This is a genomic window from Lysinibacillus sp. GW821-FHT14F06 (assembly GCF_058803665.1).
In genome coordinates, this window is sequence record NZ_JBXAPF010000021.1 from 31,854 (window position 1) to 57,106 (window position 25,253).

21 protein-coding genes and 1 riboswitch are annotated in these 25,253 nt (G+C 36.8%); of the genes, 11 read left to right on the plus strand and 10 right to left on the minus strand.

The window, feature by feature from the left end; all coding sequences use genetic code 11:
• Window positions 1-28: 28 nt before the first annotated feature.
• Both AC1RNS_RS17545 and AC1RNS_RS17550 read right to left on the minus strand, forming a co-directional pair.
• Window positions 29-604, minus strand: coding sequence for a hypothetical protein (locus AC1RNS_RS17545; RefSeq protein WP_492994503.1), 576 nt, complete (start codon window positions 602-604; stop codon window positions 29-31).
• A complete protein-coding gene (locus AC1RNS_RS17550; protein WP_492994505.1) occupies window positions 601-1,152 on the minus strand; it encodes a sigma-70 family RNA polymerase sigma factor in 552 nt (183 codons plus the stop codon). Before AC1RNS_RS17550 ends, AC1RNS_RS17545 begins: the two co-directional genes overlap by 4 nt.
• A gap of 707 nt (window positions 1,153-1,859) precedes the next feature.
• On the opposite strand from AC1RNS_RS17550, the gene AC1RNS_RS17555 reads away from it, so the two are divergent.
• The 5 genes from AC1RNS_RS17555 to panF all read left to right on the plus strand — a co-directional run bounded on the left by AC1RNS_RS17555 (window position 1,860) and on the right by panF (window position 6,701).
• Window positions 1,860-3,554 carry a methyl-accepting chemotaxis protein gene (locus tag AC1RNS_RS17555; protein ID WP_492994507.1) on the plus strand — a complete coding sequence of 565 codons (1,695 nt, stop codon included), beginning with the start codon at window positions 1,860-1,862 and terminating at the stop codon, window positions 3,552-3,554.
• A 361-nt stretch (window positions 3,555-3,915) separates the two neighbouring features.
• Complete coding sequence (locus tag AC1RNS_RS17560) at window positions 3,916-4,095, plus strand: transcriptional regulator (protein ID WP_492445493.1); 180 nt, start codon at window positions 3,916-3,918, stop codon at window positions 4,093-4,095.
• A gap of 137 nt (window positions 4,096-4,232) precedes the next feature.
• Window positions 4,233-4,865, plus strand: coding sequence for a type 1 glutamine amidotransferase family protein (locus tag AC1RNS_RS17565; RefSeq protein ID WP_492994577.1), 633 nt, complete (start codon window positions 4,233-4,235; stop codon window positions 4,863-4,865).
• Between the two features lie 127 nt (window positions 4,866-4,992).
• Window positions 4,993-5,256, plus strand: a complete 264-nt coding sequence (locus AC1RNS_RS17570) for a YhdT family protein (protein WP_492994509.1) — start codon at window positions 4,993-4,995, stop codon at window positions 5,254-5,256.
• On the plus strand, window positions 5,256-6,701 hold the full coding sequence (gene panF / locus AC1RNS_RS17575) for a sodium/pantothenate symporter (protein WP_492994511.1): 1,446 nt from the start codon (window positions 5,256-5,258) through the stop codon (window positions 6,699-6,701). The genes AC1RNS_RS17570 and panF overlap by 1 nt, the downstream gene beginning before the upstream one ends.
• A 46-nt stretch (window positions 6,702-6,747) precedes the next feature.
• On the opposite strand, the gene AC1RNS_RS17580 is transcribed toward panF, so the two are convergent.
• Complete coding sequence (locus AC1RNS_RS17580; RefSeq protein ID WP_492994513.1) at window positions 6,748-7,518, minus strand: TSUP family transporter; 771 nt, start codon at window positions 7,516-7,518, stop codon at window positions 6,748-6,750.
• Window positions 7,519-7,643: 125 nt separating this feature from the next.
• Here AC1RNS_RS17580 and AC1RNS_RS17585 point away from each other — a divergent pair, with 125 nt between their 5' ends.
• On the plus strand, window positions 7,644-8,426 hold the full coding sequence (locus tag AC1RNS_RS17585; RefSeq protein WP_492994515.1) for a TrmB family transcriptional regulator: 783 nt from the start codon (window positions 7,644-7,646) through the stop codon (window positions 8,424-8,426).
• A 54-nt stretch (window positions 8,427-8,480) separates the two neighbouring features.
• Here AC1RNS_RS17585 and AC1RNS_RS17590 read toward each other — a convergent pair whose 3' ends face one another.
• Entirely contained in the window at window positions 8,481-8,852 is a 372-nt protein-coding gene (locus tag AC1RNS_RS17590; protein ID WP_492994517.1) for a nucleotide excision repair endonuclease, read from the minus strand.
• 193 nt (window positions 8,853-9,045) lie between these two features.
• Window positions 9,046-9,156: riboswitch (SAM riboswitch) on the plus strand.
• A 116-nt stretch (window positions 9,157-9,272) separates the two neighbouring features.
• On the opposite strand from AC1RNS_RS17590, the gene metA reads away from it, so the two are divergent.
• The 3 genes from metA (at window position 9,273) to AC1RNS_RS17605 (ending at window position 14,489) form a co-directional block, all read left to right on the plus strand.
• Entirely contained in the window at window positions 9,273-10,208 is a 936-nt protein-coding gene (gene metA / locus AC1RNS_RS17595) for a homoserine O-acetyltransferase MetA (protein WP_492994519.1), read from the plus strand.
• Window positions 10,209-10,607: 399 nt separating this feature from the next.
• Complete coding sequence (locus AC1RNS_RS17600) at window positions 10,608-13,778, plus strand: bifunctional cytochrome P450/NADPH--P450 reductase (RefSeq protein WP_492994579.1); 3,171 nt, start codon at window positions 10,608-10,610, stop codon at window positions 13,776-13,778.
• Between the two features lie 156 nt (window positions 13,779-13,934).
• Window positions 13,935-14,489 carry a TetR/AcrR family transcriptional regulator gene (locus tag AC1RNS_RS17605; protein WP_492994520.1) on the plus strand — a complete coding sequence of 185 codons (555 nt, stop codon included), beginning with the start codon at window positions 13,935-13,937 and terminating at the stop codon, window positions 14,487-14,489.
• Window positions 14,490-14,531: 42 nt separating this feature from the next.
• On the opposite strand, the gene AC1RNS_RS17610 is transcribed toward AC1RNS_RS17605, so the two are convergent.
• The 6 genes from AC1RNS_RS17610 to plsY all read right to left on the minus strand — a co-directional run bounded on the left by AC1RNS_RS17610 (window position 14,532) and on the right by plsY (window position 19,943).
• Window positions 14,532-15,848 carry a GerAB/ArcD/ProY family transporter gene (locus AC1RNS_RS17610; protein WP_492994522.1) on the minus strand — a complete coding sequence of 439 codons (1,317 nt, stop codon included), beginning with the start codon at window positions 15,846-15,848 and terminating at the stop codon, window positions 14,532-14,534.
• A gap of 17 nt (window positions 15,849-15,865) precedes the next feature.
• On the minus strand, window positions 15,866-16,099 hold the full coding sequence (locus AC1RNS_RS17615) for a hypothetical protein (protein WP_492994524.1): 234 nt from the start codon (window positions 16,097-16,099) through the stop codon (window positions 15,866-15,868).
• A gap of 4 nt (window positions 16,100-16,103) precedes the next feature.
• Window positions 16,104-17,306: a Ger(x)C family spore germination protein gene (locus AC1RNS_RS17620; protein WP_492994526.1), complete on the minus strand. Its 1,203-nt coding sequence runs from the start codon at window positions 17,304-17,306 to the stop codon at window positions 16,104-16,106.
• A gap of 21 nt (window positions 17,307-17,327) precedes the next feature.
• Window positions 17,328-18,884 carry a spore germination protein gene (locus AC1RNS_RS17625; protein ID WP_492994527.1) on the minus strand — a complete coding sequence of 519 codons (1,557 nt, stop codon included), beginning with the start codon at window positions 18,882-18,884 and terminating at the stop codon, window positions 17,328-17,330.
• Between the two features lie 146 nt (window positions 18,885-19,030).
• Entirely contained in the window at window positions 19,031-19,321 is a 291-nt protein-coding gene (locus AC1RNS_RS17630) for a HesB/YadR/YfhF family protein (protein WP_492994529.1), read from the minus strand.
• Window positions 19,322-19,340: 19 nt separating this feature from the next.
• Window positions 19,341-19,943, minus strand: a complete 603-nt coding sequence (gene plsY / locus AC1RNS_RS17635) for a glycerol-3-phosphate 1-O-acyltransferase PlsY (protein ID WP_492994531.1) — start codon at window positions 19,941-19,943, stop codon at window positions 19,341-19,343.
• 886 nt (window positions 19,944-20,829) lie between these two features.
• Between plsY and parE the strand changes: the two genes are divergently transcribed.
• Both parE and parC read left to right on the plus strand, forming a co-directional pair.
• A complete protein-coding gene (parE, locus tag AC1RNS_RS17640; protein WP_492994533.1) occupies window positions 20,830-22,806 on the plus strand; it encodes a DNA topoisomerase IV subunit B in 1,977 nt (658 codons plus the stop codon).
• Window positions 22,803-25,241 carry a DNA topoisomerase IV subunit A gene (gene parC / locus AC1RNS_RS17645; protein ID WP_492994535.1) on the plus strand — a complete coding sequence of 813 codons (2,439 nt, stop codon included), beginning with the start codon at window positions 22,803-22,805 and terminating at the stop codon, window positions 25,239-25,241. Before parE ends, parC begins: the two co-directional genes overlap by 4 nt.
• The last annotated feature ends 12 nt before the right edge of the window (window positions 25,242-25,253 follow it).

A 25,253-nucleotide genomic window follows, 5' to 3' on the forward strand; every position in this document is an offset into this window, starting at 1 on the left:
ATAAATTCAAAGGATTCGTTCCTATATCTCACTTCTCATTAGAGTCTATCTCAATTTTTATTGTCTCCAGTCTTTCTTTCGTAATATTTCCTTCTTTATCCATTGTATGAACGATTGGTGTGATGTAAATTGAGGATGCATTAGCCTGAAAATTATTTAATATAACTTTACCATTTGAGTAATGATCAGTTATTTTATTTGTCGTTGTTTCGGATGTGTCATAATAATGATTGTCAAAATTATCAACAATGTCTAAAGTTATGAATTCAGTAGCAAAATCTAAATCACAGCTAAAGTAAATAGATGCTGTATTTTCTGAAATTGAAATACGATTAAAAATAAATTCATGCTGTTTTGAAAAGAGTTTTTCAGATAAAGTTACATCCTTAATTGGTAATATAGAGGCCATTGATGAAAAATTCACTAAGCTAGCTGAACAAATTCCAATGGCAAGAATGGAGGCAATGGTCCATTTACGGATTTTCTTTCGCCTGAATTGCTTCTGTAAAACGGTGTTTAAAACCTTTTGCTTCTCATTTTTTGAAACCGCTACTGGCGTTATATCATCTATATCCAACTGTAAAAAGATTTTTTCTTTATTCATGTCCAACACTCCTGTAATTTAGGATTTTTAGCAAGCTTTTTCTTTCCTCGATATAAGCGATTCTCCACTGCAGATTTTGAAATATGTAGAATTTCTGCTATCTCGTTATTTGTATATTCAAGGTAATACCTCATTAAAAATAGTTCTCTATCTAAATCAGGTAGATGCATAATTTCAAGAAGTAATTGCTCTTTCGCATACATTTTATCAAACTGTTGTTCAATATTATCTGGTGCGATAAGAGGAGGAATATTTTCCATAGGTAATGCCGCTAGTTGCTTTTGCTGTTTTCTGTAAAGATCAATCGCTTTATATTTAGTAATCATTCCTATCCATCTTTTAAATTCCGCTTCCTCCCCAATAAAATAATTACTTTTTTGCCAAATAAGTAGGAATACGTCATTTACACATTCCTCAACTAACATATAATCTGATGGTTTTTCTAAAATTTTTAGAGTAATTGCCTTTACAAATCCTAAATAGTGATCAACAACATATTTCAATGCTTTTTCATCATGTCGTTGAAGACGTTGGATAAAATCATTCATTTTTTCACTCCTTATGATCGTTATACATACTATAACGAAAATTTTGTGGAACACTCGCGCAAAAATGGAAAATTTTCTTTGTATATATCTAGTTTTTTGTCAATCTTAAGCTAAATAAAAATGTCAAAGCGTTGATTTGAACAACATTTTGGCATTTTATGTGTTTTATAGGAACAGCCCAAACATCTTGAAATCGGAATTTTCCGTTATTTTGGTATTAATGGGCTAACAGTGACTTAACGTGGATTTTTTGCTTATTGTTTACTAATGGAGATTTACTTATATAGATGAGGGACTATTTTTTATCTTCAACAAATCAAACTTCTAATATAGTTCTGTTATTCATATCTTTATGTTATGAGTTTCTTTTCTTACTATATTATCTAAAAACAACTCTTCCAAATAAATACCCTATTCCAACTCCTAAACTAGCAGTAAATACTTGAAAGCCTGGTTTAAAAAGCATGCCAAAAATTACACCTATAGCACAACCAAAAATCATCCCTAATGATATTAAACTATCTATTAAATTATTAGTATCACTAGATTTGCCACAACTTCCTTCAATAAAAAACCGTTCATATTTGTAAAATATATTAATTTATTGATAATGTATTGAAACTATTATTAGAATCATGTTTAATTAACGTGATTTACATTTTATACATATTATTCCTACAAGCTATTTAAGAAAGGAGAGAGAGATTTTGCGCACATTTAAAATTAGTACAAAATTTAATTTGCTTTTAGTGGTGGTCATTATATGTTTAAGCATTATGATTGGCGTTGTTTCCTATGTACAAGTGAAGGATATTATGCGTAATAATTTCGAGCAAAGTATAACGCATATTTCAAAGGTTGGTTATTTGCTGCTTGAAGAACGATTTAAAGGAGATTGGGCAATAAAAGATGGAGAGCTTTATAAAGGCAATGCGAAAATAGTTGACCAAGTGGACTTTGTAGATGAGGTGGGAGAAAGCATCGAAGGCGGTGTGACGATTTTTCAAGGAACCAAAGGGCTGATTACTAATTTACAGCTTAATGGTGATCGCTTAGTTGGCAAGGATGCTGACCCGAAAGTTATTGAAGAGGTAATGAAGAAAGGCAATACATTTATAGGTGAAGCTGATGTTGTTGGGACAAAATATTTAACACTCTATGCACCCATAAAAGATGCTAATGGAGACATTATTGGGATGTGGTTTGTTGGTGAGACGATAGATGAGGTTCAACAAATTATTTTTGCATTTATCGGCAAGCTGTTTATTGTCATGTTAATAGGAGCCGCCATTGCGACTTTGGGTAGTTTCCTTTTCACAAGAGCATTTGTAAGACCACTTCAGGAAATGAACCGTCAACTTCGAGATATTGCAGAAGGGGAAGGGGATTTAACAAAACAGCTACAAATTAGTTCAAAGGATGAAGCAGGTGAGCTTGCACAATCCTTTAATAAAATGCTGGCAAGTTTAAAGAGCCTAATGCAACAGATTGCCCACACATCTCATCAGGTTGATTTATCCTCTGATAATTTAACGTCTCAATCAGATCAATCAGCAGAAATGACGAGAGCATTAGCCTCAACCCTACAAGATTTAGCACAAGGCTCTAGAACGACATTACATACCACAGCGGAGAGCTTAACGGCCATGCAGGAAATGGCGATTGGTATTCAGCAAGTGGCTGAAACCGCTTCAACAGTGTCAGATGCTGCTGATGTAATGGGGCAAGAGGCATCGCAAGGAAATGATTCCTTGAATCGTGTGATGTCGCAAATGACAATTATAAATGATTCATCTGATCATGTAGAGAAACAGGTGCGAATATTAGGTGAACAGTCACAACAAATAGGCAATATTGTAGATGTGATAACTAGTATTGCAGATCAAACGAACTTACTTGCTTTAAATGCTGCGATTGAAGCAGCACGGGCAGGGGAACAAGGAAAGGGCTTTGCCGTAGTAGCAGACGAGGTACGAAAATTAGCAGAGCAATCGAAGCAATCAGCAGACCAAATTGCGGCCCTTATACAATCGATTCAACACGACACTACCAATGTGATTACAGCTATTTCGAGTAATACGAAGGAAACTGCTGCAGGTATGGAAGTTGTTGATGAAACAAAAGAGGCCTTCCAAAAAATTATGCAGTCCATAGAAGGAGTAAGTTCGCAGCTTCATGACATTTCTGCGGTGACAGAGCAGATGTCAGCAAGCATTGAAGAAGTGACCGCTTCCACAGAGGAAATGGCTCGTATTGCTAGTAGTGCAACAGATAGTTCTGAACATGTAACAGTCACTGCTAAGGAGCAATTAGCCTCGATAGAACATATGGCTTCTACAGCTAAGGAAATGGCTCAGCAGGCAGATGAGCTTCAGGGCTTATTAAAGAAATTTCATTACTAAGGCTAAGCAACAGATGTAAGGTTAAGAAAAAGCACCTGACACCTCTAAATTTTATAGAGGGTTAGGTGCTTTTTCTTTGTATTGAAATACGCTCTAAAATATTATCAAGTACAATTAAGCAATGGACAGCCTATTACTTAAAAAAAAGTACAGTTTAATGCAGGTGAAATTCCAGCAGCATTACACAATCTGTAAACCAACTTTATGAATACTTGTGAAGCTATATATCAACATTAGTGTTTTGCTTATAACGGCTGTACAAACAGAAACGCTAGCATAGTCGTAGCGTTATTTTTATTGTCTAAATCAGCAGGGAAATCCTTCCTTTAGTCGAATTGGGTAGATGAAAGGAGTGAATTTTATGGCAAAGCCAAAGTGTCCTGAATGTAAAATCGAGGGATTAGAACACATAGTATCTGAAGATAGTACTGAAGAATCAGAAGATGGACAACCATGGTTTAATATTGCTTTTTGTAATAACTGTGGGCATGTATATGGTATTTTTAACAAATATTCGCTTAATCCTTTTGATTTTGACTAATTTAAAGTGAAAAAATGCTTAATTTCTCAAATTTCTATATGAACAAATAAATTATTATCAAACGAAAAACTTTACTGACAGTGGATGTCAGTGAAGTTTTTTTATAATAGGATTTATTAATTAGAAAGGAAGTGTCTATTATGAATGCAAAGGTGTATCTTTATGTATTTGATACAATGTCAGACTGGGAGATAGGCTATTTAATTGCTGAACTTAACTCAGGAAGGTATTTTAAAAAGGAACTAGCACCTTTAGAGGTGGTTACAGTAGGTATTCATAAAAATGCTGTTACAACAATGGGAGGATTAAAAATAATACCTAGTGTTTCTATTGATGAGTGTATTTTAACAAGTTCGGATGTTTTTGTACTTCCTGGAGGAAATACTTGGATGGATTCAATTCATGATCCTATTTTGAAAAAGGTATCTAAATATTTAAGGGAAGAAAAAATTATTGTTGCTGCAATTTGTGGTGCAACAGTGAGACTGGCAAACGAGGGGTTACTAGATTCTAAAAGACACACAAGTAATCATCTAGAATATTTGAAAATGGTTTGTCCTAATTATAGTGGAGAAAAATATTATGAAATGGAACCGGCTGTAACTGATGGTAATTTAATTACTGCATCAGGAATAGCTCCTTTGGAATTTACAATGCATGTATTGAAATTGCTTGGTGTATTTGCACCTGAAACATTACATGCATGGTTCAAGCTGTATCAGACGCAAGAACCAAAATACTTTTTTGATTTAATGAATTCTATTGAATAGAAAATGGGAGGAATATTATTAAAAGAATAAAAGCGATAATCTTCATCTTGCTAGCATTTATTTTTTCACAAAGGTTCCCATAATGGATACATATCAGTAAAATAGAGTAGGTTAGGGGGACTTTATTTTGAAAGATCAACGATTTAAAGTTGCGCATCGAGAGGCGCTTATTGGTGTCGTGCTTGTCATCGTCAATTTTGCGATTTGGTTTGGCTTTGCCTATGGACTAGGTTCTGGGGATCCGACAAGCTATACCTATGTTTTCGGTTTCCCTGCATGGTTTTTCTATAGCTGTATCGCAGGGACAGGCTTTATGATACTTCTCATTTGGCTTGTCATGAAACTTTTCTTCAAAGAGGTACCGTTTGAGGATGAGGAGGTGGATCGATAATGCATTGGCAAGTTATTTTTCCACTGTTATTATTTTTAGTCATTATCTTTGGTATTGGTGTCTGGGCTAATAAGCATATACGTTCCTCCAATTCATTTTTACAGGAGTACTTTCTTGGTGGTCGTGAAATGGGAGGCTTCCTCTTAGCTATGACCATGATAGCTACGTATGGTAGTGCAAGTAGTTTTATTGGTGGTCCAGGTGTTGCTTACACGAAAGGTCTAGGTTGGGTGTTATTAGCAATGGCACAGCTTCCGGCAGGCTATTTTGTGCTTATGATATTAGGGAAGAAATTTGCCATTCTTGCAAGACGTTATCATGCCATTACTTTAATTGATTTTTTACGAGAGCGCTATAAAAGTCATGTGATTGTCATCTTATCCGCAATTAGTATTATTGTCTTTTTATTTTCTGCCATGATGGCCCAATGGGTAGGTGGCGCACGTCTTATTGAATCATTAACAGGCTTAAACTACACAGCAGCACTCTTTATTTTTGCTATTTCTGTATTAGTGTATGTCATTATCGGTGGTTTTCGTGCTGTTGCATTAACAGATACTGTGCAGGGCTCTATTATGGTCATTGGAACGATAATATTATTAATTGGGACAATTATCGCAGGTGGAGGCATCGATCAAATTATGGCATCCCTTGTCGCGGAAAACCCGAATTTTGTCTCTCCATTTGGAGCAGAGGGAGAGTTAACACCATTATATGTTTCTACATTTTGGATTTTGATTGGGGTTGGCGTTGTGGGGCTTCCACAAATCGCAGTTCGTGCTATGAGCTATAAGGATTCTAAGAGCATGCATTTAGCGATTATCATTGGTACTATTGCCATAGGAACAATCATGTTTGGGATGCATTTAATTGGTGTCTTAGCTCGTCCAGTTTTACCAGGAATTGAGATTGGGGATAAGGTAATGCCGCTACTGACATTAAAGGTTTTACCGCCATTTTTAGCAGGTGTAGTCTTAGCCGCACCAATGGCCGCCACAATGTCAACAGTCAACGCATTATTGATGCTTGTAAGCTCTACTGTAGTGAAGGATATTTATCTAAATTATATAAAACCAACAGCTAATGATACAGAAATTAAGCGGGCTAGCTTTATTGTCACGACTGTTATAGGTTTAGCCGTTATCGTTTTTGCTGTGAATCCACCAGATTTATTAGTGTGGCTGAATTTATTTGCCTTTGGTGGACTTGAGGCAGTCTTTATTTGGACCGTTGTATTAGGGCTATATTGGAAGAAGGCTAATAAGTACGGTGCTATTGCGTCAATGTTTTCAGGCATGATCTTGTATATTGTTATTGATCGTTTTTACCCGTCCATCTTCGGAATGCATACCGTGACTATCCCGATTGTCGCTTCTTTATTTATCTTTGTAATTGTAAGTTTATTAACAAGCCATAAATTTAAGGAAGATAAGTTATTTATTTAACTAGAAAAATGCCGTGAAATTTCGTTCACGGCATTTTTCATGTCTATTAATGAGCAAAGTAATCATATGCATTTTTTGTTAATAATGTTATGGTCACAATAATAAACAAAACACGCACAAAACCGCTACCTTTTTTAATGGCTACACGTGAACCTACCATTGCACCAGCAATTTGAGCGATGCCCATTATGAAACCATAGGCAAAATGAACATGTCCTAAGTAGACGAACATTAAAAGACCCGCAAAATTACTTGCTAAATTTAAAAACTTTGCATTTCCTGCAGCCTTTAAAAAATCAAAGCCAACAAGTAAAAAGCTAAAGATTAAGAATGATCCAGTACCTGGACCAAGAAACCCATCATAAAACCCAATACTAAATAGCAAAAACATAAATAAAGCCAAGTGTAAAGGAGATAATGTTTTAACAGCAGATACAGAGCCCCAATCCTTTTTAAAAATCGTATAAACTGCTACTCCTGCTAGCATTATGAGCATGATTGGTTTGAGTAGCGAGGGATTGATTAAATGTACAGTCCATGCGCCAAATAACGATCCAACAAAGGCTAGTGGAAAGTATTTTATGACAGAACGAATGTCTAACTGTCCTGAACGATAAAAGGAAATCGTAGAGGTTAAAGAACCCATAGTACCCGCTAACTTATTGGTTGCAACGGCTGCTGCAGGATTTAAACCCGCAAACAAAAGAGCAGGTAATGAGATTAAGCCACCACCACCAACCACAGAGTCTACAAAGGCTGCGAGAAACCCAAACGCAATCAATAAAATTACTACATTTACATCTACTTCAAAAAGCATGTTGACACCTCATTAGATAGTTACTACTGAAATAGTAACTAATTTTTATTTCGCTGTAAAGACTATTTTTTTCATTAGCTTCTATTCATCAAATTATTCTATAATAAAGGAAATGGAGGGATTGGATGGATGAATTACTCGCCCAATTAAAAGAGCTAGGATTTACAGAATATGAAGCAAAGGCCTATACGGCACTTGTCCAAAAGAGCCATATTAGTGCTTATCAGGTCAGCAAAAACTCTGGTATTCCTCGAGCAAGAGTTTATGACATACTGGATGTGCTCGTTGAAAAAGGATTAGTGCTGAAAGAGGAGGCTGCTGATCAAACAACTTATTCTTCCATTCCTGTTGCTATGTTTTTACAGCAAATTCAACAGCGCTGGCAATCGAATTTTACGTCAATTAGTGACCAATTAGAAAAATTAGAAACTAAGGAGCAGGAAGCGGAGCCTAAAGTGTTAATGTTAAAAGGGAAGGAGACAATTATTAATTACTGTCAGTCATTATTAAAGAAAGCGGAGAAAAAGGTACTTCTTTCTATGTGGGAAGAGATGTATGAAGCATTGAGAGAGGATATTTTATTGGTGGCTGAACAAGTTCCTGTTCACGGTATTACACTATATGTGCATGAACCTGTGTCATCCATCGATATGCATCGAATGACATATTATACGAAAAAATCTTCTACACCGCACTGGTTTATCTTGTCTATAGATGGTCAAGAGATGATTTATGGACATTCTCCTTCAAATCTTGAAACCGCTTTTATTACGAATGATCCGGTTCACATTTGTTTATTAGAAGATTATATATGGCATGATGTCCTTATTAATCGTCTATTAAGACGAGATGATCATGAGCTTGAGGAATGGATTACTAAAGAACGTAAAGCATTTTTTGTAGAGTAGAAAATAAAGAATCTGCTTGCCTTTGTAATACTTAAGAGGCAAGCAGATTCTTTTTTAATAAAATACTTTATCAACATTATATTTAGAGCGGAAAACATTAATGGCATACGTTTCGTAAATTTCACGTTCCATTGGATCCTCTATTTCATAAACTTCAATTTTGAAAATTTCTTGACGATGATTTTTCATAGGCGATACATTGTCTTCAAAATGCTTTTTTATACGCTGACGAATTTTACGCGCTTTACCGACAAATAAAAGCTCATTTTTCTCATTGTAAAATAAGAAAATGCCACCTTTGTCTCGTGTGATTTTATGGAAGTCAATAAAACCATGGTATGGTGTAATTGGTACATCACCAGGCTTTAAATCTTGCTCACGCTGGCGAATCACTAAATCTGGTTTAGGAAATTCAATTTTAATCAAGCTATTCACGTTCCTCTCTGTTACTAAAGGTATATGGTAACATAATTACAGCATGTTTACCATAAAATTTCATATGTTATTATGATGATTAGTGTTCATCAAAATTTAGCTAAACATGCATAGTAATGACAAAATATTCTATGTTTTATTGATATTCTTAATAGTTCATGTTACAATTCATTTTAATTAAATAATCTTATCAAGAGAAGCTGAGGGATTTGGCCCGATGACGCTTCAGCAACCTCTAACAAATGTTAGAAAGGTGCTAATTCCAGCAAAGGTTTGTTCCTTTGAGAGATAAGAGTGAACGTGGTAAATCCCTTCTCATTCTATCTCGCATGGAATGAGGGGGATTTTTTAATTTCATAAAAAGTGTCATTGTAAACATTAAGAGTGAATTAAAAGAGAGGGGAATGCAAGATGCCAATTAATATTCCAAAAAACTTACCAGCTGGAGAACATTTACGAGAGGAAAAAATCTTCGTGATGGAAGAGGATCGTGCGAAAACACAACAAATTCGTCCATTAAATATATTGATTTTCAACTTAATGCCTGAAAAAGAGAAAACAGAGCTTCAGTTACTGCGCTTACTAGGGAATACGCCACTGCAAGTCAATATTACATTTTTAAATACAGCAACACATGAATCAAAAAATGTTAGTAAATCACATTTACAGTTATTTTACACGACATTCCAACAAATTCGTCATCGCCGCTTTGATGGAATGATTATTACAGGTGCTCCTGTTGAGAAAATGGCTTTTGAAGAAGTGAATTACTGGCAGGAAATCTCACAAATTATGGATTGGTCTAAGAAAAATGTGACATCGATTCTACATATATGTTGGGGGGCACAGGCTGCCTTATATCATCATTATGGGATCGGGAAGGTTGAACTTCCAGCAAAATGCTCTGGTGTTTACTCGCATGTTATTACAGATTTAACAGTGGACTTAGTGCGAGGTTTTAGTGATTTATTTACTGCACCACATTCTCGTTATACATCTGTTTCTATAGATGAAGTACGCAATCATCCTGATTTACGTTTACTATCCTATTCAGAGGATGCAGGTGTATTTATTGTGCAGTCCAAGGATAATAAAAACATTATGATTACAGGTCATCTTGAATATGATGCGACAACTTTAGCAGATGAATATAGCCGAGATGTTTCAAAAGGGTTAGACATTGCTGTGCCAGTGAACTATTTCCCAAATGACGACCCAGCACAAGAGCCGATTAATACATGGCGTGCCCATACCCATTTGTTATTCTCAAACTGGCTGAATTACTATGTTTATCAAGAAACACCATATGAATGGGATTTCGTTGATGAAATTGAATATCATATTTAAATCAATTATGCCTCGACATAATTGAGTCCGGAATCGGCTTTGTGCTTACACAAAGAACTCCTTTCCGATTCCGTGACATCCGCCGGAGGCTTTAACTTCTTTTAGCGGTTGTTTGGACACCCGTTGAAAAGTAGCTTAAATTCGCATTCATCTCACCACCTTTAGAGGCGGGAGACTTCTGCTGAAAGAAGTTAAATTTAAACCCGCAAAAAGCCCAATGTCTCCACTTATTAGTGAGAGAGGTTGGGCTTTTAGCTATTTCACTTATTGTTCACAAATACTGCCATTCTTCCCTTTGATAATTTCTAAAAAGTTGAATCTACTTCATATGTGGTATATTATTTTATCAAATGATAGATTTAACTATCATTTTAAATTTACTGAAAGAAGGGATTCATGATGATAAGTGTAGAGGATGTTCCAAAACCAAAAACATTTGGTCCACTTGGCCATTTGCCTTTAATCGATAAAGAGCAGCCAACATTATCACTTTGTAAGCTTGCAGAAGAGTATGGGCCGATATATCGATTAGAAATACCAGGTTATACTAGCCTGGTAATATCTGGTCATGATTTGGTAGCTGATGTTTGTGATGTTTCTCGTTTTGATAAGCAGATATATAGTGAGTTAGAAAATGTTCGTGCTTTTGGTGGTGATGGCCTGTTTACAAGCAGAACAACTGAGCCGAACTGGCAAAAGGCACATAATATCCTACTTCCCACGTTTAGTAAACAGGCTATGAAGGATTATCATTCTATGATGACGGATATTGCTACACAGCTGATACAAAAATGGGAACGCTTAAATCCGATGGAGGAAATTGAAGTCCCGGAAGATATGACACGATTAACACTAGACACAATTGGTTTATGTGGCTTTAATTATCGCTTTAATAGCTTTTATAGAGAAACACATAGCCCCTTTATTATGAGTATGGTTCGTGCTTTAAATGAAGCTATGCTAAAAAGTTCCCGATTAAAGATACAAAATCTGATGATGGTTGGCACTAGGCGTCAATTTAACGAAGATATCGAAATAATGTTTACATTAGTAGATAAAATTATTGAGGAGCGAAAGGCAAGAGGTGCACAGGAGGAAATTGATTTATTAGGCCGCATGTTAAATGTAAAAGATCCAGACACAGGAGAAACACTAAGCGATGAAAATATTCGCTATCAAATCATTACATTTTTGATAGCTGGGCATGAAACAACAAGCGGATTGCTATCCTTTGCCCTCTATTTTTTAATCAAACATCCTGAAGTATTAGAGAAGGCTTATGCAGAAGTTGATCAGATCTTGACTGAAGAAACACCAACATATGAACAAATAGGACAGCTAAAGTACATTCGTCTAATTTTAAATGAATCATTACGATTATGGCCGACAGCACCTGGCTTTGAGCTTTATGCAAAAAAGGATACTGTCATTGGCGACAAGTACTTGATTAAAAAAGGTGACAATATAAGTGTCCTTCTGCCACAGCTTCATCGTGATAAAAATGCATGGGGTGAAAATGCGGAACAATTTTATCCAGAGCGCTTTGAAGATCCTCAGAATGTTCCTACACATGCCTTTAAACCGTTTGGAAATGGTCAGCGTGCCTGTATCGGCATGCAATTTGCCCTTCATGAAGCAACATTGGTATTAGGAATGATTCTACAGCGTTTTGAATTAATCGATTATGACAATTATCAATTAAAAATACAACAAACTCTAACGATAAAGCCAGGTGATTTTAAAATTCGAGTAAAGCAGCGTAATCGAGTAATTAACCAAAAAACAACAGTAGCACCTCAGCAACAAGAAAAAATGCATACTTTACCAAAACCAAATGTAGAGAATGCAAAAATGTCTTTGCTAGTCCTTTATGGTTCTGATTTGGGGTCGGCAGAAAGAATTGCCAAACAATTAGCAGACGAGTCTATTTTGTATGGTATTCGTTGTGAGGTAGCTGCACTAGATGAGTATGCTGGAAAATTACCTAAAGAGGGCGCAGTATTTATTGTTTGCTCTTCTTATAATGGTCATCCCCCAAGAAATGCTCGAAAGTTTCTCTCATGGCTAGAGAATAGTAATGCGAATAGCTTACAAGGAGTTAACTATGCTGTATTCGGCTGCGGAGATCGAAATTGGCATTATACGTATCAAAAAGTACCTCGAACAATAGATGAACAGCTTGCCATAAAAGGAGCTACAAGAATTTTACTACATGGGGAAGCTGACGCAAGTGCAGATTTTGAAAAGCAATTTGAGCATTGGCGAGAGCAGCTGTGGCAGACTATGAAAGAGACATTTGATTTAACTATAGATGACGATATTTTGCAGGAACAAACTAAATTGTCTATTCAAGTCGTAAAAGGCTTAGCAACGGTACCACTTGCTTTAAAACATGGTGCTAGTTATGCCTCAATTATAAAAAATGAAGAGCTCCACTTAGCCAATAGTGAACGGAGTACACGTCATATTGAAATTGCATTGCCAAAGGGGCTTAGCTATCAAGAGGGCGATCATCTTGGCGTGATACCAAAGAATAGCAGCAAGCTCATCCATCGAGTTCTTCGTCGATTTAAATTGAATGCCAATGATCAGCTACTCATTTCGTCTAATGGAAATGGGTCGCATCTTTCTACAGATTATCCGGTTAGCTTATACGAGGTACTTGCTACTAGTGTTGAATTACAGGAGACAGCTAGTCGTTTACAAATACGAGAGCTAGCTGCATATACAGAGTGTCCACCGCATAAACGTGAATTAGAGCAATTATTACAGGAAGATATTTATAGGGAGCAGGTATTAAAAAAACGATTATCTATGCTAGAGCTCCTTGAAATATATGAAGCTAGTGAATTACCGTTTGAAAAATTTATTGCTTTACTACCGGCATTAAAGGCTAGATATTACTCCATATCCAGTTCACCAATGGTAAATCCTGAACGCTTAAGCATTACAGTAGGTGTCTTGCAGGAACCAGCCTGGAGTGGGCGAGGGGACTATCATGGGGTGGCGTCAAATTATTTGGCACAGTGTCAACCAGGTGAATCGCTAGGTATGTTTTTACGTTCAGCTGATTCAAGATTCCAGCTACCAGAGGATGCAGCTACATCGATCATAATGGTTGGACCAGGAACCGGTATAGCACCATTTAGAGGCTTTTTACAGGCTCGTGCTGCGATGAAACAGCAAGGAATTGTACTTGGGCAAGCACATCTTTTCTTCGGCTGTAGAAATGATGCTGATTTTATTTATCGTGAGGAGCTTGAGCAGTTTGAAAAGGATGGGATTGTGACACTTCATAAGGCATTTTCCCGTAAAGATGGAATACAGAAAGCTTATGTGCAGCAAATAATGGAGCCTTATTCCTCAAATATTATCGAAATGTTAAATAATAATGGACGATTATATGTTTGTGGAGATGGTAATCACATGGCACCGGCTGTAGAAGCTATGCTGCAGCAAGCCTATCAATTTGAAAAAAGGGTAGAGGAGATTGAGGCAAAAAACTGGTTAGAGCAGCATCAGTATAGAGGAAACTATGTGAAGGATGTCTGGGTGCAGAATGGGCAATGACTTTCTTTGTAGTGCAAAATGTTATATTTCTTTGTAAGAAAAGCCTTCCTGATAGGCAAGTAGGTTGAATTCCAGTGTTCTGTATTCTACAATTGTATCAATTGGTAGTAAACACTATCTAGTATTCACCTTATTTTTGGAAAGAAGTGAAGCATGATGAAAAATGCAAAAGAGGCTAGGCTTCTTGCTATATTAGATGCAGCTACAGAGCTCCTCGTCGAAAAACCGACAGCCTCCTTAACTGACATCGCTAACTATGCTGGTATTGGTATCGCAACTTTACATCGTTATATTGAAAGCAGGGAACAATTGATGTTGCAATTAGGCTTTAGAGCTGTTCAGGTTGTCAATGATACCATGAACGAAATACCAGTGGATGAAGAAAAGCTGGAATCCTATATCCCAAAGCTTATTGAGGCTTTAATTCCGTTAGGAGATAAAATTTATTTTCTCGCACATGAATGCTCAGTAAATTACAGTTCAGAATTATTGGCTGCTGAAGATCAGCTGAAGGAGCCTATTAGACAGACGATTATCCAATTACAGAACCAAGGTTATTTACGTCAGGATATGAGTAGTGAATGGATGCTTAATGTCTTATATTCACTCCTATTTACTATGTGGCAGCAAGTACAGGAGGGAAATATTGCCAAAAACTCAGCTGCATTGTTAATTGTTGAAACGTTATTCAACGGCATAAAAGCGAAATAAATGATAAAATGATGACCTAACAGTTAATAAGGTCATCATTTTTTAATTTTCATTTTTATCTTGATCAGATTTTACATCATCTTCATTTTTAGTCTGTGACTTACTATCATTTTGGCTTTCTAGTTCAAGTTTATTTTCATTTTGTTCCTCATTTTTAGAATCGCTTTGGTTATCACTCTCTGAAGCATTATTACTTTTATTCTCACTATCGTTCTGTGCGTGATTCTTGCTCGTTGTTTGAACTTCATTGCTATTTTCACCTTGTGAATGCCCATCTATTTTGCGGAACATCGCAACGATTAGTAAGGTTAACGGCAAAATAACTGTGAATATAGCCGAGAATATGGGCCAAATTTCATTGTTGTAGACATTAGAATGAACGATATTAGGATGAACAATTTGAGAAAGACCAATCATTAATAAACCAAGTGGAAAAATAAGTGGACGATGATCCTGTATCTTACATATCTGTGCTATACCAATGACTGCAGCGTAAAAATACATAAATGTTCGAATATAAATAGATATTATCCACATGCCTGCCATAATAATTTCAATACGCTGTAAAAAATTACCGATAGAAATTCTTTGTGCCAATGCGTAGCTAGGGAAGGTACGAGAGGCGGTATTAGAGGGACCTAGCACAAGGACACATAAGGTAATTATGATAATTAAGACAATACCACCAATAATTGTTCCAATGTAAAATCCCTTTTGTGCTGACTTTTGGACATTAACAGCAGATGGGAAAAGCATTAACAGTACAACTAGTGGGAAAGAAAAAATACTCATAAATCGAATAATACTATATACAAAGGATTTTTTGGATGTTTCCAAGATTGGCTGTACATTATCAAAGCTAATCTGAGGTGCTATACAAATTGCAAAGACGATAAAAATCAAGATAAAAAAAGGGAAAAGAATCTCTGCAGAACGAGCAAATACCTCAATGCCGAGAAAAGCAGCATACACAATGATGATACTAAACAGCAATGCAAATGCCATAGTTGGGGTTTCTGGCATCACTTCTGTTTTCATGAAAATACCAATAAAATATAATAGTTCACCTGAGGAAAGAAAGGTAAGAATTATAAAGCCGACCGCTGTAAATTTCCCAAAAATGCGCCCTAGTATTTTTTCATTTGCCTCAATGAATGTAAGGTTAGGTGTACGTTTTCCTAAAGAAATATATAGCTTTACTAAGAGAAAGCTTATTGCGACTCCGATGATTGCTGCAATCCAAGCATCTTGCTTTGCGGCACTTGCAATAGTGGCTGGAATAATTAATATGGCTGTTCCAATGGAAAAAAGAAGGGTGATGATCATAAATTGTCTTGAACTAATAATTTCTTTTTCCATTATGAGCAACCCCTTTTTTATTTTGTAAGTGAAACAATTAGATCTCTAATAGGTGAAAAAATAAAAGTGATCAAGTCAAGTGGACTTGGAATCTGAAGCTTTAAAACGACACCAATATTTAATGCAGTAGCAAGTAATAAAATAATTGAAAAAATAACAATCGTCTTCGTTTCTTTTTGTTTTTTTAATTTTGGGATAAAAGCAAAGGCAATTATGGACGAAATAACAAGGATAAATAGCGTCATCACCATGGTCTCACTCCTCCTTTTTGGATTTGTGCAATAATGAATTTTGCATCGTTCCTAATCCCTGTGTATTAACATGTACTTCAACGTTAATAGGAAGCTCAGGGAAAATTGTCTCCCAGTCATTTTTTATTTTTTTCCACTGTTTAGCATCTGATCGATGGAGTACTTCGCTAAAACCGAAAACATCTACTTGATAATTTTGCTGAACGGTTCTGATTGTATTTTCAACATGTTGTTTAATCATTTTCTCCGTTTTTTTATTTATATATTTAATGGATTTATTGTTAGAAAGCTTCATATCACACTCAACTTCTCCAACATTTTGCTCTACGTCAATATGCACATTTATATGAGGGGAGCCCTTTTTAAAATTACCTTTTATTTTGGTGGTTGATTTGGTAATTTCGGTGGATAGAGTACCTCCATTTGTGCAAGCAATAATTTCAATGGTGCTATCTATTTTGTCATTAATATAGCTAAGTCCTCTACTTTCATTTTCTGTTAAAAGTCCGATATATTTATCTTTTTTAAAGACGGCTAATCCAGCATATTTTAAAAGTACAGGGGTTTTCACTTTTGTTACATTTGTTTGATCCATACCTAATTTTGGATCACCATGTATTTCAATAGCTGACAGGATTGCACTTTTTTCATTGTTGTTTAAAGTATTGACTAAATCATCGATATTGATGGAAATGGTAGAGCCCCAAACTTTTTCTGATACTCTCAAAGAATTTAGCATTTTGTTGGCTGGTACTTTTTCAATCGGCGTTAACACACTTAAAACGTCCTTAGCAGTTGCCTCATGGGACATGATGACATCAAAATCATTTCGGAATTCATGATCTCTGGAAATTAAATCTAATGCTTCGTTTATTCCCTCTTTCGCTAATTCCTCACCGATAACAACTATCCGAAGATGAGAAAAATAGGGTTTCCTAGCTGCTAAAGTTGTCATTTTTCGAACAGCTTCAAAAATGGTTTCTCCTGTTGCATGATAGGTAATAACAGGGGTACGTCCAGTAGATGGCTGTCTAGTAGAAATTTCACTAGGATCTACTACTTGAATCGATAATTCATATTGATCATCAACCTTATCTACCCCTAATGCAACGACAATTGCTAACTCGTTCAATTCACGCTTACTCCAGCAACCACTTAGTAGCAAAGGGAGGATCAGTAGGAAACAAATTAGGCTGAATTTTGACATGTGCCATTCCTCGTTTACACATTAGTTTGTATTTCTTTTTTTCATATCCAAATATTTATGGCCTCTAACGTTATTTTTTTGACTAACTAAACGTGGTCTGGTCAATAAATCTCTGCGTGGTAGTAAGATTAAAGCATCTTTCTGATCCTTTATAATTAATGGAGCAAATGGACTGAAATAGGGTACACCAAAAGATCGAATGCTACATAGGTGTAGAATAATTATCATTATTCCAAACATAACACCAAATAAACCTAACATGGCTGCAACAATCATTAATGGAAAGCGTAGAACTCGAATAGTATTCGATAAGCCATAGGCAGGGAATAGAAAGCTACAAATCGCTGTTAATGCTACAATTATAACCATTACAGCTGATACAATACCTGCTTCAACGGCGGCCTGGCCAATGACTAAGGTTCCTACAATGGATACAGCAGGTCCAATAGTTCTTGGCATGCGAAGACCCGCTTCCCGTAGCACCTCAAAGGCAATCTCCATAATGAGTGCTTCAACTACTGCGGGAAAGGGAACACCTTCTCGCTGTGAAGCAATACTAATAAGCATAGCAGTTGGAAGCATTTCCTGATGAAAGGTAGTGATGGCAACATAGAGTGACGGTGCCACCAACGCAAGACTTATTCCTAAAAATCTTAATAAACGAATTAGGGAACTGATGATCCAATTTTGATAGTAATCCTCAGCAGATTGTAAAAAGGATGTAAATAAAGCTGGTACTACCAATACAAAGGGTGTACCATCCACTAAAATAGCAATTTTCCCATCTAACAATTCTCCAGCAATAACATCAGGTCGTTCAGAATTATAGATTGTTGGAAACATTGTGAATTTAGAATCTTGAATAAAATCTTCGATATAGCCACTTTCTAATATGGCATCAGTATTAATACGATCAATACGTGCTAAAACCTCTGCCACTATTTTGTCATTCGCAATGCCATTTAAATACATAACGGCTACATCTGTTTGCGTTACCTCTCCAACCACACGAGATTTTATCCAAAGATTAGGACTTTTAATTTTTCGTCGGATAAGGGCTGTGTTTGTGCGTAATGTTTCCGTAAAGGATTCCCTTGGTCCTCTAATCACAGATTCTGTTGACGGCTCTGTAACCTCTCGATCTTTAGCACCCTTTGTACTTGTCACGATCCCAGTGGTACATCCATTTAATAAAATGACCGTATTGCCATTTAAAATAGCCGTATACAGTGCGGTGAAATGAGAAAGATTATTGGTATCACCAACTGTCAAACAAGATTCTCTTATAAATTGATGAATAGTTTCTATATCTGTATCTGAGCCATTTTCTTCAACCTTATCGAGCATAAGCTTATCAATAACCGTATCCGAAATGGTTGTTCTATCAGATAAGCCATCCATATAAATAATTGCGATTGAGTGCTTGTCAGCTTTTCCAATGGTAATTTCTCGTATAACCAGGTCATTACTATTTCCAAGTGTGTTTCTAATCACTTTCATATTGTTCGAAAGTGATTGATTTAGGAGTTCGTTGTTGGAATTTGGTTGGGAGGCATCTGAACTTTTTGAAACGGACATTTTCTTTCCTCCTCCAAGTATGCATTCAATACCTATAGAATGGACAAATTTCAGGAAAGATAAACAAAGATAGGAATTTATTCTATTTAGTTTCTGGCAAATGAAAAAGCCATGTTCCCTTCGTAAAAACGAAAGGAAACACGGCTTTATTTACGATAGTCATATTTTAATTCATCGTTTGTAGCATCAATATCTACATGTAGATTGTGGCTATTAAAAAACCATAAATCTTTTTCATCAATATAGTAGGTAACCCCATCAATCTCTGTTTTGACACCAATCTCGATTGGTTCCTCACGAGTCATACCAAGAGAAAAGCCTTCATGAAATGGACTGGAACCTCCGTATCTTGCATAAAAACGAATGGTATCGCCTGTTTCTACTTCCATTTCTCGTTTAAACCAATGCAGGGCTTCCTCTGTTAGTGCAATATTCATTAGAATGCTCCTCTCTTTGCTACAGCCATTTCACCTTTGGCTCAGTCCCATTTTTAATGCGGCCAATGTTTGCCCGGTGACGATAAATAATAAAGGTGAATAAACATGCGACTAAAATGCTTAACGCAAAATCACCTGTAACAAAATAATAAACGATAGAATAAATAAGTGCTACTAAAGCGGCAATCATGGAAGTTAAACTTACAATCTTTGTGACTTTTAACGTTACAATAAACGTAATAAAAAGTAAGACAAATAAAGGCCATGTATATCCTAAGAGGACGCCAGCTGATGTTGCTACAGCTTTTCCTCCACGGAAGTTTGCAAAGATAGGGAACATATGACCAATAACCGCTATAAGTCCAAGAATTAATGAGTGTATGGAGACTTCAGAAAATATCGGCAGCGCTACTAGCAATACGGCCGCTGTCCCTTTTAGGACATCCATAATGGTTACGACAATTCCTGCTTTTTTTCCTAAGATACGGAAGGTATTCGTGGCACCCAAATTACCACTACCATGTTCACGAATATCTGTTTTATAAAAAATTTTGCCTATCCATAATCCAGAAGGTATAGAGCCAATTAGATAAGCACATAAAATAATAAGTCCATTTAACATAGTTGGACTCCTTTCATTGGTAATTCATCACTTGGTACTAATAGTTTGTAACAAGTATTTTACACTTTTTCTTGATAATCTACAATGTCATGAAGGAGATTTCATGACGTTCCTTGAATTCAATACAAAAGAGAACTATTTTTTCAAGGGTTTCTATATGTATATTGTGCTAAGGTTAGGCTATTTGACACGAGCATCCCATTATCAAGACAATCCTTTTCTAAAAATATAGGTAAAATGGCAATTTTGTCAATCATCCTTTCCTTTGGTAGAATAGAAGTCTATCTTAAATTTCATGGAAATGCTAGTATGAATCTTCAGTCAGGCAGAAGATCCCATTTTGTTGTTAATCTACATATCCGCCATTATTAGAGCGGTTATTGAATGCTTCTGCATGAAGAATTGAATACCTTCACGAGTTATCTTTGTTTTAGCTGAAAGTTTATAATCGGTTATTAGTCATTAGGTGTTTTATCTTGATTTAGCAAATCTTTACTGTGCGACAGCAACAGATCCTTATTGTGCGAAAGCAAAGCGACAGCAACAGATCTTTATTGTGCGAAAACGGTAGCGGCAGCACCAATATTGTGTACCGAAAGCGAAGCGTTAGGTACACAATACTTCCACCTCTAAAGGTGACGAGATGAATGTGTTTTCCTAACGCAATTACGCTAGGGAGTAATTGATTTATGCAACAAAAGCTCACGTCCTTGCGTCAAGGGAATATGACAGCTTATGACAATGCAGATGATTACTTTTAAAAATAAGGAAGCTGTGGAGAATTAAAAATTTATTGGGCCTGTCGCTAGCTATTGACAGGAAATGCTATTATTATTAGGAAGAGAAGATAAATAGAACATGCGTTTGTTTTTTGGAGGGGAATTTTTTGACGAATAAGCAGTCACCAAGCGTCTATAATGATGACGCTATACAAGTATTAGAAGGATTAGAAGCGGTACGAAAGAGACCCGGCATGTATATCGGTTCTACAGATGGCCGTGGACTTCATCACCTCGTGTATGAAATCGTGGATAATGCGGTGGATGAAGCATTGGCTGGCTTTGGTTCACATATTATTGTCAAGATTCATAAAGATCAAAGTATTAGCGTGCGAGATTTTGGTCGAGGAATGCCAACTGGTATGCATAAGATGGGGAAGCCAACACCTGAAATTATTTTTACAGTTTTACATGCTGGCGGTAAATTTGGACAAGGCGGCTATAAAACAAGTGGTGGTTTACATGGCGTAGGTTCTTCTGTCGTTAATGCGTTATCAACTTTTTTAGAAGTTACAATACACCGCGACGGTAAGAAATACTGCCAACGCTTTGAAAATGGTGGTCATCCAGCCACAACGCTTGAAGAAATCGGCAGTACGAAACAAACAGGTACGCTAGTCCATTTTCTACCTGATGACAAGATTTTTTCTGTTACAAAATTCAATTATGATACACTTGCAGAACGTTTACGCGAGTCGGCATTTTTATTGAAGGGCTTAAAAATTGAGTTAATCGATGAACGCGAGGAAGGCAAAGGTGATGTGTTCTTTTATGAGAACGGCATTGAAGCTTTCGTTGCGTATTTGAATGAGGAGAAAGACGTTCTTCATCCCGTCAAATATGTAGAAGGGATTCAGGATGATATTGAAGTAGAATTTGCGTTCCAGTATAACGATGGCTATTCAGAAACAATTCTGTCCTTTGTTAACAATGTTCGTACACGTGATGGCGGCACACATGAAACAGGTGCAAAAGCAGCATTAACACGTGTGTTTAATGAATACGCAAGAAAAATTGGTCTGTTAAAAGATAAAGATAAAAACCTTGAAGGAACAGATATTCGAGAGGGACTGGCAGCAATTGTGTCTGTACGTATTCCTGAGCATTTACTACAATTTGAGGGGCAGACAAAAGGCAAGCTAGGGACGAGTGAGGCTCGTTCTGCCGTAGATAGTGTGGTTTCTGAGCAAATTTTATATGTACTTGAGGAAAATGCCGAGCTATCTGCATCACTTGTGCGTAAAGCTATTCGAGCACAGCAAGTTCGTGAAGCGGCTCGTAAAGCACGTGAAGATGCACGTAATGGTAAGAAAAATAAGAAGGCCAGTACCATTCTTTCTGGTAAATTAACGCCCGCACAATCTCGCAATGCTGCGAAAAACGAGCTGTATTTAGTCGAAGGTGATTCTGCTGGGGGCTCCGCAAAGCAAGGGCGAGATCGCACATTCCAAGCCATATTACCATTGCGAGGTAAAGTCATTAATACAGAAAAGGCTAAGCTACAGGACATCATGAAAAATGAGGAAATTTCAACAATTATTCATGCTATTGGTGCAGGGGTGGGCACAGATTTTTCTGTTGAGGATTCAGCCTACGATAAAGTCGTTATTATGACCGATGCCGATACAGATGGTGCACATATTCAAGTTTTGCTATTAACATTTTTCTATCGTTATATGCGTCCATTAATTGAAGCAGGCAAGGTCTTTATTGCCTTACCACCCTTGTATAAAATTTCAAGGGGTACTGGTAAAAAAGAAGTGATTGAATATGCTTGGACTGAAAATGATTTGCAAAAGGCCATCAAAAAAGTTGGAAAGGGTTACATATTGCAGCGCTATAAAGGTCTTGGTGAGATGAATGCAGACCAGCTGTGGGATACGACGATGAACCCTGAAACACGTACGTTAATTCGTGTAACGATAGAGGATGGTGCACGAGCTGAAAGACGTGTCACAACATTAATGGGCGATAAAGTTGAACCACGTCGTAAATGGATCGAAGCCAATGTAAACTTCGGTATGGAGGATGATTCAAATATTTTAGACAATGAATTCATCCAACAAGAGGAGGACCAAGCATGAGTAGTACGGAAAAGTTTCAAGATTTACCTTTAGAAGAAGTGATGGGTGACCGTTTTGGTCGCTATAGTAAATATATTATTCAAGACCGCGCGTTGCCTGATGCACGTGACGGTCTTAAGCCTGTGCAGCGTCGTATTTTATATGCGATGTTTTCTGAGGGGAATACAAATGATAAACCATTCCGTAAATCCGCTAAAACGGTCGGAAATGTAATTGGTAACTATCATCCTCATGGTGATAGCTCAGTTTATGAAGCGATGGTGCGTATGAGTCAAGATTGGAAAGCGCGTCATATGCTGATTGAAATGCATGGAAATAACGGCTCTGTTGATGGAGATCCACCAGCAGCGATGCGTTATACAGAAGCAAGGCTATCAGCTATTGCTGCAGAGATGCTACGTGATATTGGCAAAAAAACGGTTGAATTCGTGCCAAACTTTGATGATCAGGATATGGAGCCAACCGTGTTACCAGCACGCTTCCCAAATTTACTGGTGAATGGCTCAACAGGTATTTCAGCTGGCTATGCAACAGATATTCCTCCTCATGCTCTTGATGAAGTACTGGACGGTGTTCTAATGCGCTTAGAAAAGCCTCATTCAACAGTTGATGAGTTGATGACAGTTATTAAAGGTCCAGATTTCCCAACAGGTGGCATTATTCAAGGTGTTGACGGCATTAAAAAAGCTTATGAAACTGGCCGTGGTAAAATCATTGTTCGTGCACAAGCTACTGTGGAACCGATTAAAGGTGGTAAAGAGCAAATTGTCATTACGGAATTGCCATATGATGTTAATAAAGCAAATCTTGTGAAAAAAATAGATGAACAACGCGTCGATAAGCGTCTAGAAGGTATTTCGGAAATTCGCGATGAATCGGACCGTACAGGCTTACGTGTGGTCATTGAGCTAAAAAAAGATGTACCAGGGCAAGGGATTTTAAATTATTTATTTAAAACAACGGATTTACAAGTAGCTTATAATTTTAATATGATTGCCATTCATAATCGTCGTCCAACGATGATGACCTTGCCTTTATTACTTGATGCGTATATTGCCCATCAAAAAGAAGTCGTTACAAACCGTTCGATCTATGATTTACAAAAGGCTAAGGATCGTTCGCATATCGTTGACGGCTTAATTAAGGCATTGTCCATTTTAGATGAAGTGATTGCCACGATTCGTTCTTCTAATGATAAAAAAGATGCGAAACTAAATTTACAAACAAAGTTTGACTTTACAGAGGTGCAATCAGAGGCAATCGTTAGCTTGCAATTATACCGTTTAACAAACACAGACATTACAGAGCTTCGCCAAGAACAGGATGAATTAAATAAATTGATTGCCAAGCTAGAAGGCATTCTTAATAGTGAGGCAAAGCTTATTCGCGTCATAAAACAGGAGTTACTTGATATTAAAAAACGTTTTACAGAGCCACGTCGTTCGAAAATTGAACAAGAAATTGAAGAAATTAAAATTACATTAGATGTTCTTGTACCAAGTGAAGAGGTTGTTGTGACTGTAACAAAGGATGGTTATATTAAACGTACTTCTACACGTTCCCATGCAGCCTCAAATGGTCAGGATATTGCAATGAAGGATTCAGATTATTTATTATATGAAGAAACCTTAAATACACAACATCATCTCCTGCTGTTCACAAATCGAGGCAATTATATTTATCAGCCTGTACATGAGCTGCCAGATATTCGCTGGAAGGATCTCGGCCAGCATATATCGAGTATTGTGCCGACAGGAGAGGATGAATCCATTATTGCGGTCTATGGCTTCGACACATTTGAACAAGCGAATATCTATATTTTAACGGCTACGAAAGATGGACAAATTAAACGCTCTTCTTTGACAGATTATGCTGTTACTCGTTATTCAAAGCCGATAAAAACGATGAATGTTAAAGCTGGCGATGAAATGATATTTACAGATTTCGTTACGGATGACACTGAATTATTATTAACAACGGATACAGCCTATGCTATCCGTTTCCCAATCGAGGAGTTACCAGTAACAGGCGTGAAAACAGGCGGTGTTAAAGGGATTACCTTAAAAGATGGGGAAGCACTTGTTGGTGTCAATGTTTTACAGCCAAATGACACAGAATATGTTGTTATTGTAACGCAGCGAGGTGCTGTGAAGAAAATGAATGTAGCTGAAGTTGAGATGGCGAGTCGTGCGAAACGGGGCTTAAAGGTTTTAACTGAATTAAAGGCAAACCCTCATCGTATCGTTGCAGTAGTCAAGGCGACAGATGAGGAGCATGTTATCATTGAAACTGAAAAAGGTGTGCAAGAGGTCGTAGATGTTCATGCACTAACCCGTTCAGATCGCCATTCAAATGGCTCGTTCAAGGTAGATATTGCAACTGACGGACAAATTTCACATGTATTAATCGCAAAAAAAGAACAAAACCCAAGCTAGATTAAAGCCTGT

What these genes read in the sequence shown, in the direction of transcription:
- AC1RNS_RS17545 (WP_492994503.1), bottom strand. Translation starts at nt 604, where the DNA reads ATGAATAAAGAAAAAATCTTTTTACAGTTGGATATAGATGATATAACG.
- AC1RNS_RS17550 (WP_492994505.1), bottom strand. Translation starts at nt 1,152, where the DNA reads ATGAATGATTTTATCCAACGTCTTCAACGACATGATGAAAAAGCATTG.
- AC1RNS_RS17560 (WP_492445493.1), top strand. Translation starts at nt 3,916, where the DNA reads ATGGCAAAGCCAAAGTGTCCTGAATGTAAAATCGAGGGATTAGAACAC.
- panF (WP_492994511.1), top strand. Translation starts at nt 5,256, where the DNA reads ATGCATTGGCAAGTTATTTTTCCACTGTTATTATTTTTAGTCATTATC.
- AC1RNS_RS17580 (WP_492994513.1), bottom strand. Translation starts at nt 7,518, where the DNA reads ATGCTTTTTGAAGTAGATGTAAATGTAGTAATTTTATTGATTGCGTTT.
- AC1RNS_RS17585 (WP_492994515.1), top strand. Translation starts at nt 7,644, where the DNA reads ATGGATGAATTACTCGCCCAATTAAAAGAGCTAGGATTTACAGAATAT.
- metA (WP_492994519.1), top strand. Translation starts at nt 9,273, where the DNA reads ATGCCAATTAATATTCCAAAAAACTTACCAGCTGGAGAACATTTACGA.
- AC1RNS_RS17600 (WP_492994579.1), top strand. Translation starts at nt 10,608, where the DNA reads ATGATAAGTGTAGAGGATGTTCCAAAACCAAAAACATTTGGTCCACTT.
- AC1RNS_RS17605 (WP_492994520.1), top strand. Translation starts at nt 13,935, where the DNA reads ATGAAAAATGCAAAAGAGGCTAGGCTTCTTGCTATATTAGATGCAGCT.
- AC1RNS_RS17610 (WP_492994522.1), bottom strand. Translation starts at nt 15,848, where the DNA reads ATGGAAAAAGAAATTATTAGTTCAAGACAATTTATGATCATCACCCTT.
- AC1RNS_RS17615 (WP_492994524.1), bottom strand. Translation starts at nt 16,099, where the DNA reads ATGGTGATGACGCTATTTATCCTTGTTATTTCGTCCATAATTGCCTTT.
- AC1RNS_RS17620 (WP_492994526.1), bottom strand. Translation starts at nt 17,306, where the DNA reads ATGTCAAAATTCAGCCTAATTTGTTTCCTACTGATCCTCCCTTTGCTA.
- AC1RNS_RS17625 (WP_492994527.1), bottom strand. Translation starts at nt 18,884, where the DNA reads ATGTCCGTTTCAAAAAGTTCAGATGCCTCCCAACCAAATTCCAACAAC.
- AC1RNS_RS17630 (WP_492994529.1), bottom strand. Translation starts at nt 19,321, where the DNA reads ATGAATATTGCACTAACAGAGGAAGCCCTGCATTGGTTTAAACGAGAA.
- plsY (WP_492994531.1), bottom strand. Translation starts at nt 19,943, where the DNA reads ATGTTAAATGGACTTATTATTTTATGTGCTTATCTAATTGGCTCTATA.
- parC (WP_492994535.1), top strand. Translation starts at nt 22,803, where the DNA reads ATGAGTAGTACGGAAAAGTTTCAAGATTTACCTTTAGAAGAAGTGATG.